The organism is Yoonia maritima (assembly GCF_043641945.1).
Classification (GTDB): Bacteria; Pseudomonadota; Alphaproteobacteria; order Rhodobacterales; family Rhodobacteraceae; genus Yoonia; species Yoonia maritima_B.
The window spans coordinates 449,646-463,742 of the sequence record NZ_JBHZRX010000001.1; the positions used below are offsets into that span (position 1 = coordinate 449,646).

A 14,097-nucleotide genomic window follows, 5' to 3' on the forward strand; every position below is an offset into this window, starting at 1 on the left:
GTCGGACACAGGCATAACGTTTGCACAAAGAACAAGGAAATCCCCATGCAAACCGCTGCACCGCAAAAGATATACCTCAAAGACTACACCCCACCCGCCTATCTGGTGGACAGCGTCGAATTGACCTTCAAGCTGGCGCCAACGACGACACGCGTCTTGTCCCGCATCGCGTTTCGCCCAAACCCAGATGCGCAGTCGCGCGACTTCTTTTTACATGGTGAACAGCTCAAGCTAATCTCAGCGTCCATCGACGGCGTGTCGATCACCCCAGAGATCACCGCGACCGGGCTGACGCACACAGTGCCCAATGCACCATTTGTGTTCGAGGCAGAGGTCGAAATTAGCCCCGAGACTAACACCGCGCTTGAAGGCCTTTATATGTCAAACGGCATGTACTGCACCCAATGCGAAGCCGAAGGGTTCCGTAAGATCACGTATTACCCAGATCGCCCTGACGTCATGTCGGTCTTTACCGTCCGCATCGAAAGCGACCTGCCCGTGCTGCTGTCCAACGGCAACCCGGCGGCCAAGGGCGACGGTTGGGCCGAATGGCATGATCCATGGCCCAAACCCGCCTATCTGTTTGCACTTGTCGGCGGCGATCTTGTGAACCACCCCGACCGTTTCACAACCATGTCCGGTAAAGACGTTGAACTGAACATCTGGGTCCGCCCCGGTGACGACGAACAAAAATGCGCCTTCGGGATGGCGGCACTGAAAAAGTCGATGAAATGGGATGAAGACGTTTACGGTCGTGAATACGACTTGGATATCTTCAACATCGTAGCCGTTGATGACTTCAACATGGGGGCAATGGAAAACAAGGGCTTGAATATTTTCAACTCTTCCGCGGTTTTGGCCAGCCCGGAAACATCAACCGATGCGAACTTTGAACGGATCGAAGCGATCATCGCGCATGAGTATTTCCACAACTGGACCGGCAACCGGATTACCTGCCGTGATTGGTTCCAGCTCTGCCTAAAAGAAGGGCTAACAGTCTTCCGCGATCAGCAGTTCACCGGTGATATGCGTAGCCACGCAGTGAAACGCATCGACGATGCCGTTGTTCTGCGTGCGCATCAGTTCCGCGAAGATAACGGCCCGCTTGCCCACCCAGTGCGGCCAGAAAGCTTTGTCGAGATCAACAATTTCTACACTGTGACCGTCTATGAAAAAGGTGCCGAGATTATCGGGATGCTCAAACGGCTAGTTGGTGATGACGGATACAAAAAGGCACTTGATCTTTACTTTGACCGTCACGACGGCGATGCCGCCACGATCGAGGATTGGCTGCAAGTATTCGAAGACGCAACTGGCCGCGACCTAAGTCAGTTCGCGAAATGGTATTCGCAAGCCGGGACACCGCGTGTTTCTATCACTGACAGCTATGCAGATGGCACGTATTCGTTGACGCTTTCACAACATACGCCAGCCACACCGGACCAAGATGAAAAGACACCGATGGTCATCCCTGTCGCCGTGGGCCTTTTGAACGATAACGGTGACGAAATCGTTCCGACACGCATCCTAGAACTAACCGAAGCAACGCAAACGTTCACTTTCGATGGATTGGCCAGCAAACCAGTTCCATCCATCCTGCGCGGGTTCTCCGCCCCTGTCATCCTAGAACACGACCAAACCAACGCCGAACGCGCGTTCCTGCTGGCGCATGATACCGACCCATTTAACCGATGGGACGCAGGCCGGACACTGGCCCAAGACGTACTGATTCAAATGGTTCGCGAAGACGCGACACCCGATACGGCCTACTTGGACGGGTTACTGGCACTTCTACGTGACGACAGCCTTGATCCGGCTTTCCGTGCATTGGCACTATCACTGCCAAGCCAAGACGACACAGCACAGGCGCTTGTCGATGCAGGCGAAACACCGGACCCAACGGCAATCTATCGCGCGCATGAGGCGCTGACGTTGCACATCGCGCAACACCTGCAAGACACCCTGCCCCGCATCTATGCGGATATGATGGTCACTGGTCCATACACGCCCGACGCTGTTTCTGCCGGCAAACGGTCACTTGGCAACCGTATGCTTACGCTCATGTCGAAACTGGACGGTGGCAAACAAGCCTCGCAACAATATGCAACTGCCGACAACATGACTCAGCAACTCGCGGCGCTGGCGTCACTGTTGAAAATCGGCAAAGGCGCGGATGAACTCGCGGCATTTGAACAACGCTGGCATCATGATCGCCTGGTTATGGACAAGTGGTTTGGGTTGCAGGTCAGCTGCGCCGCACCCGAAGATGCCGCGAAAGTCGCAGCCAAACTGACCGAGCACCCAGCATTCACCATGAAGAACCCCAACCGGTTCCGCGCTGTATTTGGTGCGCTCAAAGGCAACACGGCGGGTTTCCATGATCCATCAGGCGCCTCTTACGATCTGCTGGCCGACTGGCTTATCAAGCTTGATGCGCTAAATCCGCAAACCACCGCACGAATGAGCACATCATTTGATACTTGGAAACGCTATGACGCGGATCGCCAGACCAAGATGAAGGCGGCCCTACAGCGGATCGCGGAAACACCGAACCTGTCGCGTGACACCACCGAAATGGTGACGCGTATCTTGGGCTAGTAAATCAAGCTGTTAACTGGCGTGGCAGTATTTTGCCACGCCTAAAAAAATTTGTCGTGGAACCGTTACGCGGCGATTATAGTTTTCCCAAATGGAACATCGTATTGAACCGTTGATAGCAGAGCGCGCACCTTGGCTGTATCGCAGCCGACCGGGCACCCGGATTATCCGGAGCGGGCTTCATAAGATGCTGGGTTATAAAACCACCGTCGAAATCGCGAAAACATTCGAACATGCACCCCCATCAGAAATCATGGGCACGATGGGGGCGCGACTGGCGAAGTCCGTCACGGTGTCCGGGCTTGGAAACATCCCGGCCCATGGTGCTGCCCTTGTCGTCGCGAACCACCCAACCGGCATTGCCGATGGAATCATACTAAACCACCTGCTGTCGCAAGCCCGCCCTGATGCCTACTTCTTTGCCAATAGCGACATCCTGCGGATCCTGCCGCAGATGTCATCCATGATCGCCCCTGTTGAATGGCGCATCGAAAAACGGTGCCATGCAAAGACACGCGAAACCATGGCCTATGTCAGACAAGCCACGAACGAGGGCCGGATGGGCGTTATCTTTCCGTCAGGTCGGCTCGCGAAACGGCGGGGCTTGCGCTTGTATGAACGGCCATGGATGGCATCCGCCGCAATGCTTGCTCGGAAATTCGACCTGCCTGTAATTCCGGTTAACATACAGGCGCGCAACTCCGCCCTTTTCTACTTGTTTGATGCGCTTCACCCGACATTGCGGGACATCACTCTGTTCCACGAAACCCTGAATAAATCCAAACAGCCGTTCAGGGTAACCGTCGGCGAACCCATCTCTGCTGCAGCGCTGCCTAAAAATGCGGAAGACGGAATTGCGATGTTGCGCAAGGCAACGCTTGCCCTTGGCGGTAAGGATGCACCCGCTGTAAATCTAGTCGAAGCATCGCGACCATGGTTAAAGTGGCCTCAGGCGGACTGATCGCGCAGCTTGTTGTCTTGAAGCTGGCAGCGGGTTCTTTTAGACACCAGTCAAACTTGACCAAAGGATGCGCAGATGCTCGACCTGACTTATGATGCCCCGACCCCAAAGGTAATCGCGGGCGCCAGGCACGACTGGGAACTTGTAATCGGCCTAGAGGTGCACGCACAGGTCGCCACCAAGGCGAAACTGTTCTCGGGTGCATCCACCCAATTCGGTGCAGAGCCTAACAGCAATGTGGCCTTCGTTGATGCAGGCATGCCCGGCATGTTGCCAGTCATCAACGAAGCATGTGTTGCACAAGCCGTACGTACCGGCCTGGGCCTAAAGGCCGAAATCAACCTGATGTCTGCTTTTGACCGCAAAAACTATTTCTACCCTGACTTGCCACAGGGCTATCAGATTTCGCAGCTTTACCACCCGATTGTGGGCGAAGGCGAAGTGCTGGTCGAAATGGGCGACGGCACAGCACGCACCGTGCGTATCGAACGCATCCACCTTGAACAAGACGCCGGTAAATCCATCCACGACATGGATCCAAACATGTCCTTCGTGGACCTGAACCGTACAGGCGTTGCGCTGATGGAAATCGTCAGCCGCCCCGACATCCGCGGCCCAGAAGAAGCGGCTGCTTACGTACTTAAGCTTCGCCAAATCCTGCGCTATTTGGGCACCTGCGACGGCAACATGCAAAACGGCAACATGCGTGCCGACGTAAACGTGTCGATCTGCCGCCCCGGCGATTACGAAAAATATCAAGCAACTCAAGATTTCAGCCATCTTGGTACACGTTGCGAAATCAAAAACATGAACTCGACTCGGTTTATCCAAGCCGCGATTGATGTTGAGGCACGTCGCCAGATTGCGCTGCTGGAAGACGGCAAAGAGGTCGTGCAAGAAACGCGCCTTTATGATCCGGACAAGAACGAAACCCGTTCAATGCGTTCCAAGGAAGAAGCACACGACTACCGCTACTTCCCTGATCCAGATTTGCTTCCGCTTGAGATCGAACAGTCATGGGTCGATGATATTGCGGCATCCCTACCTGAATTGCCCGACGCCAAGAAAGCACGCTTTATCAGTGCGTTCGGCCTATCCGATTACGACGCATCTGTTCTGACTGCCGAAGTTGCGAATGCTCAGTACTTTGAAAAAGTAGCCGAAGGTCGCGACGGTAAGTTGGCTGCGAACTGGGTCATCAACGAATTGTTTGGCCGCCTAAAGAAAGAAGACCATGGCATCGAAGACAGCCCTGTCTCTGCGACGCAGCTGGGCGAATTGATTGGCCTCATCAAATCCAGCGATATCTCTGGCAAAATCGCCAAAGAGGTCTTTGAGATTTGCTATACAACGGGTCGCGACCCAGCCGAGATTGTCGAAACTGAAGGCATGAGGCAGGTCACTGACACCGGCGCGATTGAGGCTGCAGTGGATGAAATCATCGCCGCAAACCCAGCGCAGGTCGAAAAGGCGCAAGCCAACCCCAAATTGGCAGGCTGGTTCGTTGGTCAGGTGATGAAAGCGACTGGTGGCAAGGCAAACCCTGCTGTCGTCAACCAGTTGGTATCGGCTAAGCTCGGGCTATAAAGCAACTTATGGGTAACGGTGCGTCCTTGGAATCGCGCACCGTTATTGCTATATACGGTTGATGGAAATTAGGGGTGACGGAATGTCATACGAATATATGGTCGTGCCGGCACCTACGCGCGGTGTAAAAGCCAAAGGCGCAAAAACAGCCGAAGATCGCTTTGCGATCGCGCTGGAAACAGTGATGAACAAAATGGCTGGTGATGGTTGGGACTATCTGCGTGCAGATACCCTGCCTTCTGAGCAGCGCGAAGGTTTGATGGGCAAAACAACAGTTTACCAAAACATGTTGGTGTTCCGCCGCGAAAAACAGGCTCAGCGTCCTGCTGCACCTGCGCCAGCACCGGTTGTTGCGGCCCCGGCGCCCAAACCAGCACCAAAGGTTGAAGCGCCGAAAGTTGACGAGCCCGCAGCCGAAAGCGAGCCAAAGGTAGAACCCAAAAAGGTCACACCTCCGGCAAAGCCTTCCCCGGATGTTGCTGCCGAGTAATCACTGGATATCAATCGCCAACGCATGAATGCGTCCGATAATATCTTTCCCCAAGGCGCTGTGAATGGCCCGATGCCGCGCGATGCGTGACATGTCATCCAATTGCGACGCCTTAATCACAATCCGCCAATGGCTTTCGCCTGACCCATCGTCACCAGCATGACCACTGTGCATGGCACTTTCGTTAATCACTTCGAGCATTGTTGGTGAAAGTGTAGCCAATGCTGTGCGAATTTCTGCCTCTATGGCCATTATTTTTCCTCTACCCTCTTCAATCTCACGCTGTGGGGTTTAAAGTCTGTTGTCCGAGTCGGAAAGGTGAGACGCACCATGAAAAAAGATGATCCCTTTGGTTTCGACATGTCAGTGTCGAGCTCTAAGAAAAAGAACCCCCGCGGACGACGCGGTTTGTCTGGCGCGTCCGAGACATCGCAGCGGGTTTGCGAACACGAAGGTTGCGAAGAAGCCGCAAAATTCCGTGCACCCAAATCGCCCGATATCTTGGACGACTACCTGTGGTTCTGCCAGCAGCACGTTCGCGAGTATAACCTAAAGTGGAACTTCTTTGAGACGACCACAGAGGCCGAGCTTGCAGCGCAGATGACAAAGGATCGTGTTTGGGAACGCCCAACAAAGCCAATGAAGCGCAGTGTCGAAGAACGTGCCTGGGCTCGTCTAGGGATCGAGGATCCTCATCAGGTGCTTGGTGCAAACGCGACGCGCAATCCTGGCAAAGGTGCGAAGAAGGGCCGCAAACTGCCGCCAACCGAACGCCGCGCTGTCGAAATTTTGGAAGCTGATGACAACTGGTCAAAACCACAGATCCGCAAAGTATACAAATCGCTGATCAAGGTACTTCACCCCGATATGAACGGCGGGGACCGCAGCCAAGAAGAACAACTGTCCGAAGTTGTCTGGGCTTGGGAACAGATCAAAGTCAGTAAGCACTTTCGCGACAAGGACTGATGAGATGCAAAAAAGGGGCCAAACGGCCCCTTTTTCTTTACGTATTCTGTATGTTCAGCTCAGTGCATTTGCTTGTGGCGCGGGTACAAGTTAGCACGCGACATCGGGCTTAGCTGTCCGATGGCTGAATTGTCAGCCGCAAGCGCAGCCATGCGCAGGTCAGAAGCGCGACGCTGCAGAAGCACGTGCGCCATCAAAACCACCGCAAACCAAGCAACCCCTAGCCAAGGCTTAAGGCCAACTGCGGCGACCACCAAGATTGGCGCAAAGAATGTACCGTATACAGGAACGATCAAAGTACCGGCGATCAACGCCGCGATCAGTGCCATCGCGCATCCGCCAAACAGCGCGCGCGCAACACCTAACTTACCGAACATCCCCATCCAGCTGCGTGTCAGATAAAGGGCCAACGCCCCACTGAATGCGCCGACCAACATGATCCATGCTTCATATCCCGCAGGATAGACCGATTGGAACTGTCCGCCATGGACGCCAGACATAATGAACATTGTAATCCCGGCTGATGCTGCGCTAATCGCGGCATATGCCGTGGCCAACGCTTTTTCGCCTCGTGACAAATGAATTATTTGCGAAACCCGTTTCAACAATTTGCTACCCCCACACTCATCTCAATAATAGCAACATACAAACTTGATTGTTTTCAATCTGTGTCTTGGGACACATCAACCAAGCCCCCAACGCCTTTTTTGTGCCATATTTAACCGGGCCAAACAAGAAAAATCGGCAACAAGCCGCCGATGCGCGAAATCGCAAAACTTTTATTTAATATCAGTATTGTAATGTGCATTGACCACAAATAACGGCGCGAACAACAGAACAACAATGCGATGAAATATTCAAAAATGTTGCCAGTGCATGCGCAATAGGCGCCCAATTTGGACGAAAGCCGCTATTTCGCCACGATTGGTTAAGTTTCCCGGAAAACCAAGCTCACCCCGTTCAGGCAGTGGCGCTTTCCGGTTGGTTGGGGGCCATCGTCAAAAATATGCCCCAAGTGGCTACCACAGCGGCGACAGTGACATTCTGTTCGAACAGAGAATAATTTACGGTCTTCTTTGGTTCCTATCGCGTTCGGTAGGCTTTCGTAGAAACTGGGCCAACCCGTTCCGCTGTCGTACTTTGTTTCCGAAGGATACAGGGGCAAATCACACCCGCGGCAGAAATAGGTACCCGCGGAATAGTTCTTGTCTAAAGGCGACGACCCTGCCCGCTCGGTCGCTTCATGGCGCATCACCTGATACTGTAAATCAGTGAGCATCGCCCGCCATTCGGCATCAGTTCGGGTGATTTCAAATGCTTCTTGTGCATAAACACCGCTTGCCGCCAACCCGCTGGCGAATGCTCCAAAAACGAAATCTCTGCGCTGCATCATCATACCCTTTCAAAAACTGCACCAAACCTAGCCCATTTGCACATTTCACGCGATGCACCTTGCTGTGAGCAAAAACTACAGTCTTGAACCGCCCGCCCCCTTTTGTATTGCGACAAATAGATCGTGCAAACTTGGCCGTGCCCACTGGTACTTGCTACTCCAGACGATATGCTGCATCCGATAACACAACACTCGACGACAAACGCAAAGGCGCGCAAATGGCTGACGGCACCCTCGATATGAACGCAAAACCAACCGAAGATATTTCGGTTCGCGAAGTCTTTGGCATCGACAGTGAGATGAAGATTAAGGGTTTTGCGGATCGCACCGACCGCGTGCCAGAAATCGACAGCACCTATAAGTTCGACCCAGACACGACGTTGGCGATCCTTGCAGGCTTTGGCTACAATCGTCGCGTGATGATCCAAGGGTACCACGGCACTGGGAAATCTTCGCACATTGAACAAGTAGCAGCGCGCCTAAATTGGCCCTGTGTACGTGTGAACCTTGATAGCCATATCTCAAGAATCGATCTCATCGGTAAAGACGCCATTAAATTGCGTGACGGCGTACAGGTCACTGAATTCCACGAAGGCATCCTGCCGTGGGCGCTGCGTAATCCCGTTGCAATCGTATTCGACGAATATGACGCGGGCCGCGCAGACGTTATGTTTGTCATCCAACGCGTCCTCGAGGCCGACGGCAAACTGACACTGATGGACCAAAACGAGATCATCACCCCCAACAAATACTTCCGCCTGTTTGCAACGGCGAACACTGTCGGCTTGGGTGACACAACTGGCCTGTACCACGGCACACAACAGATTAACCAAGCCCAGATGGACCGCTGGTCACTGGTTGCGACGTTGAACTATCTTTCACATGACGCCGAAGCGGCAATTGTGCTGGCCAAGTCACCACACTTCAATACCGAAAAAGGCCGCAAGACGATCAGCCAGATGGTGACCGTCGCGGACCTGACGCGGACCGCGTTTATGAATGGCGACCTCTCGACAGTGATGTCGCCACGGACAGTGCTGGCTTGGGCCGAAAATACGCGAATCTTCCAAGATGTCGGTTATGCCTTCCGCCTGTCATTCCTGAACAAATGTGACGAACTCGAACGCCAGACCGTTGCAGAGTTCTACCAACGTTGCTTTGACGAAGAACTACCAGAAAGCGCGGCAAGCCTCAGCCTCGGCTAAGGTTTCGTTCAATAATTCGAAAGGGATGGAGCTTTCTCCGTCCCTTTTTTGTGGGTCTCCAGCCGCCCGGTAAGCCGAGGCGCGGCTACATTTAGCGCCATATAAAATGCCCATCTTTCGCCTTATTGAAGCGCGGCATTTCAATTTATGCTCAATTTATGAGCAGAATAAAAACTCTCATCACAGTCTCCATTGTCAGCCTGCAACTGGCAGCGCCCACCGCGCGCGCGCAGTCCCCCAACGATCAGCTTAGACTATTCGCAACATGCGCTGGCCGTTTGTCAGCGCTAATGGAGTTTCAATGGATGTTCGATGGCGAAGGATCTGAGCGCACAAAGTCGCAGCGCGAAACCGTGCTTCAACTGCTTGATGCTGTGATGCCCCCCGATGATGGGCGCGAAGTTTTACATTGGCGATTGTCTGCGAAACTAGCGCATTCAGCTTTACTAACCCGTGCGACATTTAACGATAATCAGGCTGACGCAAGCTGGGCACATCAGCAGGCAACACGACTGACGCATGAGTGTACCGGAATATTATTAAGCTAAACTTAAAAGTGCACACGAATCGCCCCAAGTTCGTCACAATCCCGTCCGTTTTGTTCGTAATATCGCGCTCAGTTTACAAGTAGGAGCCGACAATGAAGATGAAGATTGGGACCGAATTGCCGGAAGGTTATGTCATTGGTCACGAAGACTTAGTAGAGGCCGCAACCGCGTTGGTTGCCCATACTCTGCTGCCATTGTTTGCAGATAATATGAGTGAAGAGATGGCAAAGGCAAACGTCGAAGGTATCGTCACTGAGATCGCATATCTGTTCGACGAAGGTTCAATCGAAGTCGGCGGCAAGACCTACCGTCCCCGCCTTGCATTTGTAGATGAGGAAGGCACTTCAATCCGCGGTGCTGCACAACTCAACACAATGCACCAAATGGTTGATTCCGTTTTTGACATCGCGCCCGAAGGAATGATCACCTTCGAAGAAGTCGAGGTCGAAGAGGAATAGAGTAGGTTTCCGCGTCTTGCCCTCTGGTCATTGCGCGCATCGGGTTCTAGTTTGCATAGCAACAAAGGACGCAGCCGATGAACAAACCCACCGACAACCCCGCTGACCCGTTCAAAAAGGCACTTGCCGAGGCGACCAAGGTTTTGGCCGACGATTCAGAGTTGTCGGTCACATATTCGGTGGACCCAGCGGGGCAGACGGCTGACAGTATCCGTCTACCCCAAGTTACACGGCGCATGACCCGTGATGAAGTATTGCTAGCGCGCGGAACAGCTGACGCCTTTGCATTACGCCACAAATTCCACGACCCAAAAGTATCCGCAAAATACATGCCGCAGGGCCAGATGGCCCGTGACTTGTATGATGCCATGGAAACCGCCCGGATCGAAGCCGTCGGCGCACAGCACATGCCCGGCACCGCAGGCAATATCGACGCGAAAATCGAAAACGAAGCCATGCGTAAAGGCTATGACCAGATTACGCAGGCTTCTGACGCACCGCTTGCTGTTGCTGCAGGCTATCTGATCCGCCATTTGGCGACCGGCCGTGATCTCCCCAAAGGGGCGGACAACGTCATGGAGCTATGGCGTGGTTTTATCGAGGACCATTGCGATGGCACGCTCGATAACCTTGCAGATACATTGAACGACCAACAGGCCTTTGCAAAACTGGCGCGTCAGCTGATCAGTGACATGGGTTATGGCGACCAGCTCGGCGACGATCCAGACAGCCTTGATGACGATCAGGAAGACCAAGCCGAAGAAGGCAGCGACGACGATCAGCAGGAACCCGACAGCACCGGCGACGATGATGACGAAGGTGAAGAAGCCGACGCAGCGCCTGAGCAATCGCAAGACGAACAACAAGACGCCAGCCAGGCGCAAGTCAGCATGGACGATCAAGCTGATCAAGAGATGGGCGAAGAAGCCGAAATGCCCGAGGGCGAGGCCCCGCTTGACCCGCCTGCCCCGCAACCTGTTTCGGATGCTGATCCAGACTACACGGTATTCACGACCGAGTTTGACGAAGAAATCGGCGCGGAAGATTTAGCAGAAGCGGCAGAACTTGAACGACTTCGCGCATACTTGGACCAGCAGCTTGAACCGCTGAAGGGCGCAGTAAGCCGGTTGGCGAATAAACTGCAACGTCGTCTTCAGGCCCAACAAAACCGGTCATGGGAATTTGACCGAGAAGAGGGCATTTTGGACGCAGGCCGTTTGGCGCGGATTGTTGCATCACCGACGACCCCGCTTTCGTTCAAAGTCGAAAAAGACACCGAATTCCGCGATACCGTTGTGACGCTATTGCTCGACAACTCTGGTTCAATGCGCGGACGCCCCATCTCGATCGCTGCAATCTGCGCGGATGTGATGGCACGGACACTTGAACGCTGCGACGTAAAGGTCGAGATTCTAGGCTTTACCACGAAAGCATGGAAAGGCGGCCAGTCCCGCGAGAAATGGTTAGGCGAAGGCCGTAGCGCAAAACCCGGTCGCCTGAACGATCTGCGCCACATCGTCTATAAATCCGCTGACGCACCATGGCGCCGGACCCGTCCGAACCTTGGGCTGATGATGAAAGAGGGCTTGCTGAAGGAAAACATCGACGGGGAGGCGCTCGAATGGGCGCACCGCCGTGTCGTGAACCGCCCCGAACAACGCAAAGTGTTGATGGTAATCTCTGACGGTGCGCCAGTTGACGATTCCACATTGTCAGTGAACCCCGCGAACTATCTGGAAAAACACCTGCGCGATGTGATCGCTATGGTCGAAAAGCGCAAAGCCGTGGAGCTGGTTGCGATTGGCATTGGCCACGACGTGACGCGCTATTACGAACGCGCAGTGACGATCACTGATGTTGAACAATTGGCCGGTGCGATGACAGAACAGCTTGCTAGCCTGTTTGACACAGATCCGCGCAAACGTGCACGTGTGTTAGGTATGCGTAAAGCCGGCTAGGCACGATCAAATTTTGCTAAATTTGATCTACCCGGCGTCGTAATTTCAGAAATCTAATTTGTAGGGCCTCGATATGTTTCAATCTTTTGCGGCGCAAACCCACCCTGAACAAGGCCCGCCCCGGCTTGCTGACCTGCGCGTGCAAATGCGAGCGCATGATGTCGACGCATTTCTTGTCCCCCGCGCCGATGCGCATCAGGGTGAATATGTGGCACCTCGTGATGCGCGTCTGGCTTGGCTGACAGGCTTTTCTGGCTCCGCTGGGTTTTGCGCGGTTCTTCCTGACATTGCAGGCGTTTTCGTTGATGGTCGCTATCGCGTGCAGGTCCGGGCCGAGGTTGCAGATGTCTTTACCCCAGTTGATTGGCCGGAAACCCGGCTTTCAGACTGGTTAACGGAACACCTGCCAACGGGCGCGACGATTGGGTTTGATCCATGGCTGCATACAGCACAAGAAATCAAAACACTGACCGAAGACCTACAAGAATATGTGCTACGCCCGGTCGACAATTTGGTCGATGCCATTTGGGCTGATCAACCAAGCGCACCCACGCAACCGTTCACGGTCCATGCACTTGAGCACGCTGGCGAGACGCATGACGATAAACGTGAGCGTATTGCCAAAAAGCTTGCTGCGCAGGCCGCAATTATCACGCTGCCCGATAGCATTGCTTGGCTGTTGAATATTCGCGGTACTGATATTGAGCGAAATCCGGTGCCGCAGGCTTTTGCCATTCTACACGCCAGCGGAAAGGTCGATCTATTCGCTGGGCCTGGCAAGGCTGACGATATTGTCGAGCACCTTGGCCAAGATGTGTTCGTACATGATATCGCGCATTTCTTAGAGGCGGTCGCGCAGCTCCCCGGCCCCGTTCAGATTGATGCCAAATCCTGCCCCGAAATCGTCGCTAGCACATTAGAGGCTGCCAAAATCGCGACGGTGAAACGGGCTGACCCTTGCCTGCTGCCAAAAGCGATCAAGAACCTGACAGAGATTGCGGGTGCCAAGGCCGCGCACGCGCGCGACGGCGTTGCAATGGTCAAATTTTTGGCGTGGTTAGATGAGGAGGCCCCCAAAGGGCAGCTGACCGAAATTGATGTTGTCAAAGCGCTCGAGGGATTTCGCATTCAGACTAACGCGCTGCGTGACATCAGCTTTGAAACGATTAGCGGCGCGGGACCGAACGGTGCTATTGTCCATTATCGCGTCAACGAAAAGACGAACCGAGAAGTGAACAAAGGTGAGCTACTTTTGGTCGACAGCGGCGGTCAATATGTAGACGGCACGACCGATATCACCCGTACAATCATCGTTGGAGAACCAAGCGCAGAATATCGTGCGTGTTATACCCGCGTGCTGCAGGGCATGATCGCGATCAGCCGTATTCGATTTCCCAAAGGGGTCGGCGGTCAGCACCTAGATGTTTTGGCGCGCGCGCCGCTTTGGCTGGCAGGTCAGGACTATGATCATGGAACCGGCCACGGCGTTGGTAGCTACCTCAGCGTCCACGAAGGACCGCAAGGCATTTCGCGCAGGTCCGAGATCGCGCTAGAACCCGGCATGATCCTTTCGAACGAACCCGGTTATTACCGCGAGGGTGCGTTTGGCATTCGGATTGAGAACCTGATCACCGTGATCCTTGCCCCAGACCTGCCCGGCGCAGACGCCCGCGACATGTTGTCCTTTGACACTTTGACCTTTGTCCCGCTAGACCGTCGCCTCATTGATACCGGATTGTTGACTAAGGCAGAACGGGACTGGATTGATCGCTATCATGCGGATACAGTCACGCTTCTTGCGCCGCGTCTTGACGACGCGACGCGCGCTTGGCTGACCAATGCCTGCGCACCGCTTTGACATGAAACTGTCATACTGCGCCCATAACACGCTACGGCGGTAACATTTGTTGCGGCCTTGACCAAAAGGAATTCG

The 14,097-nt window shown here is 54.0% G+C and carries 13 protein-coding genes; 10 read left to right on the forward strand and 3 right to left on the reverse strand.

Features of this window, described 5'->3' with window-relative positions:
• Positions 1–45 precede the first annotated feature (45 nt).
• The 4 genes from pepN (at position 46) to ACHUEV_RS02355 (ending at position 5,636) form a co-directional block, all read left to right on the forward strand.
• Positions 46–2,598 (forward strand): aminopeptidase N, encoded by a 2,553-nt coding sequence (gene pepN / locus ACHUEV_RS02340; protein WP_394177456.1) that lies wholly within the window; start codon positions 46–48, stop codon positions 2,596–2,598.
• 91 nt (positions 2,599–2,689) lie between these two features.
• Positions 2,690–3,559, forward strand: a complete 870-nt coding sequence (locus ACHUEV_RS02345; RefSeq protein ID WP_394177457.1) for a lysophospholipid acyltransferase family protein — start codon at positions 2,690–2,692, stop codon at positions 3,557–3,559.
• 75 nt (positions 3,560–3,634) lie between these two features.
• Positions 3,635–5,146, forward strand: coding sequence for an Asp-tRNA(Asn)/Glu-tRNA(Gln) amidotransferase subunit GatB (gatB, locus tag ACHUEV_RS02350; RefSeq protein WP_394177458.1), 1,512 nt, complete (start codon positions 3,635–3,637; stop codon positions 5,144–5,146).
• Between the two features lie 82 nt (positions 5,147–5,228).
• Positions 5,229–5,636, forward strand: a complete 408-nt coding sequence (locus ACHUEV_RS02355) for a DUF4177 domain-containing protein (RefSeq protein WP_394177459.1) — start codon at positions 5,229–5,231, stop codon at positions 5,634–5,636.
• Here ACHUEV_RS02355 and ACHUEV_RS02360 read toward each other — a convergent pair whose 3' ends face one another.
• Positions 5,637–5,888 carry a BolA family protein gene (locus ACHUEV_RS02360; protein ID WP_106356831.1) on the reverse strand — a complete coding sequence of 84 codons (252 nt, stop codon included), beginning with the start codon at positions 5,886–5,888 and terminating at the stop codon, positions 5,637–5,639.
• A gap of 78 nt (positions 5,889–5,966) precedes the next feature.
• On the opposite strand from ACHUEV_RS02360, the gene ACHUEV_RS02365 reads away from it, so the two are divergent.
• Entirely contained in the window at positions 5,967–6,602 is a 636-nt protein-coding gene (locus ACHUEV_RS02365; RefSeq protein WP_394177460.1) for a DnaJ domain-containing protein, read from the forward strand.
• A gap of 59 nt (positions 6,603–6,661) precedes the next feature.
• On the opposite strand, the gene ACHUEV_RS02370 is transcribed toward ACHUEV_RS02365, so the two are convergent.
• Together ACHUEV_RS02370 and msrB are read right to left on the reverse strand one after the other, a co-directional pair.
• Positions 6,662–7,159 carry a hypothetical protein gene (locus ACHUEV_RS02370; protein WP_394177461.1) on the reverse strand — a complete coding sequence of 166 codons (498 nt, stop codon included), beginning with the start codon at positions 7,157–7,159 and terminating at the stop codon, positions 6,662–6,664.
• 371 nt (positions 7,160–7,530) lie between these two features.
• Entirely contained in the window at positions 7,531–7,992 is a 462-nt protein-coding gene (gene msrB, locus ACHUEV_RS02375) for a peptide-methionine (R)-S-oxide reductase MsrB (RefSeq protein ID WP_394177462.1), read from the reverse strand.
• Between the two features lie 221 nt (positions 7,993–8,213).
• On the opposite strand from msrB, the gene cobS reads away from it, so the two are divergent.
• The 5 genes from cobS (at position 8,214) to ACHUEV_RS02400 (ending at position 14,022) form a co-directional block, all read left to right on the forward strand.
• Entirely contained in the window at positions 8,214–9,200 is a 987-nt protein-coding gene (gene cobS, locus ACHUEV_RS02380; protein ID WP_394177463.1) for a cobaltochelatase subunit CobS, read from the forward strand.
• 158 nt (positions 9,201–9,358) lie between these two features.
• Positions 9,359–9,748, forward strand: coding sequence for a hypothetical protein (locus tag ACHUEV_RS02385; RefSeq protein WP_394177464.1), 390 nt, complete (start codon positions 9,359–9,361; stop codon positions 9,746–9,748).
• Between the two features lie 92 nt (positions 9,749–9,840).
• Positions 9,841–10,206: a hypothetical protein gene (locus ACHUEV_RS02390; protein WP_394177465.1), complete on the forward strand. Its 366-nt coding sequence runs from the start codon at positions 9,841–9,843 to the stop codon at positions 10,204–10,206.
• Positions 10,207–10,283: 77 nt separating this feature from the next.
• Complete coding sequence (gene cobT, locus ACHUEV_RS02395) at positions 10,284–12,164, forward strand: cobaltochelatase subunit CobT (protein WP_394177466.1); 1,881 nt, start codon at positions 10,284–10,286, stop codon at positions 12,162–12,164.
• Between the two features lie 73 nt (positions 12,165–12,237).
• On the forward strand, positions 12,238–14,022 hold the full coding sequence (locus ACHUEV_RS02400) for an aminopeptidase P family protein (RefSeq protein WP_394177467.1): 1,785 nt from the start codon (positions 12,238–12,240) through the stop codon (positions 14,020–14,022).
• Positions 14,023–14,097: the final 75 nt, after the last annotated feature.

Coding starts and splice junctions, on each gene's coding strand:
- ACHUEV_RS02355 (WP_394177459.1), top strand. CDS start 5,229: ATGTCATACGAATATATGGTCGTGCCGGCACCTACGCGCGGTGTAAAA.
- msrB (WP_394177462.1), bottom strand. CDS start 7,992: ATGCAGCGCAGAGATTTCGTTTTTGGAGCATTCGCCAGCGGGTTGGCG.
- gatB (WP_394177458.1), top strand. CDS start 3,635: ATGCTCGACCTGACTTATGATGCCCCGACCCCAAAGGTAATCGCGGGC.
- ACHUEV_RS02345 (WP_394177457.1), top strand. CDS start 2,690: ATGGAACATCGTATTGAACCGTTGATAGCAGAGCGCGCACCTTGGCTG.
- ACHUEV_RS02400 (WP_394177467.1), top strand. CDS start 12,238: ATGTTTCAATCTTTTGCGGCGCAAACCCACCCTGAACAAGGCCCGCCC.
- cobT (WP_394177466.1), top strand. CDS start 10,284: ATGAACAAACCCACCGACAACCCCGCTGACCCGTTCAAAAAGGCACTT.
- ACHUEV_RS02360 (WP_106356831.1), bottom strand. CDS start 5,888: ATGGCCATAGAGGCAGAAATTCGCACAGCATTGGCTACACTTTCACCA.
- ACHUEV_RS02385 (WP_394177464.1), top strand. CDS start 9,359: ATGAGCAGAATAAAAACTCTCATCACAGTCTCCATTGTCAGCCTGCAA.
- pepN (WP_394177456.1), top strand. CDS start 46: ATGCAAACCGCTGCACCGCAAAAGATATACCTCAAAGACTACACCCCA.
- ACHUEV_RS02390 (WP_394177465.1), top strand. CDS start 9,841: ATGAAGATGAAGATTGGGACCGAATTGCCGGAAGGTTATGTCATTGGT.
- cobS (WP_394177463.1), top strand. CDS start 8,214: ATGGCTGACGGCACCCTCGATATGAACGCAAAACCAACCGAAGATATT.
- ACHUEV_RS02365 (WP_394177460.1), top strand. CDS start 5,967: ATGAAAAAAGATGATCCCTTTGGTTTCGACATGTCAGTGTCGAGCTCT.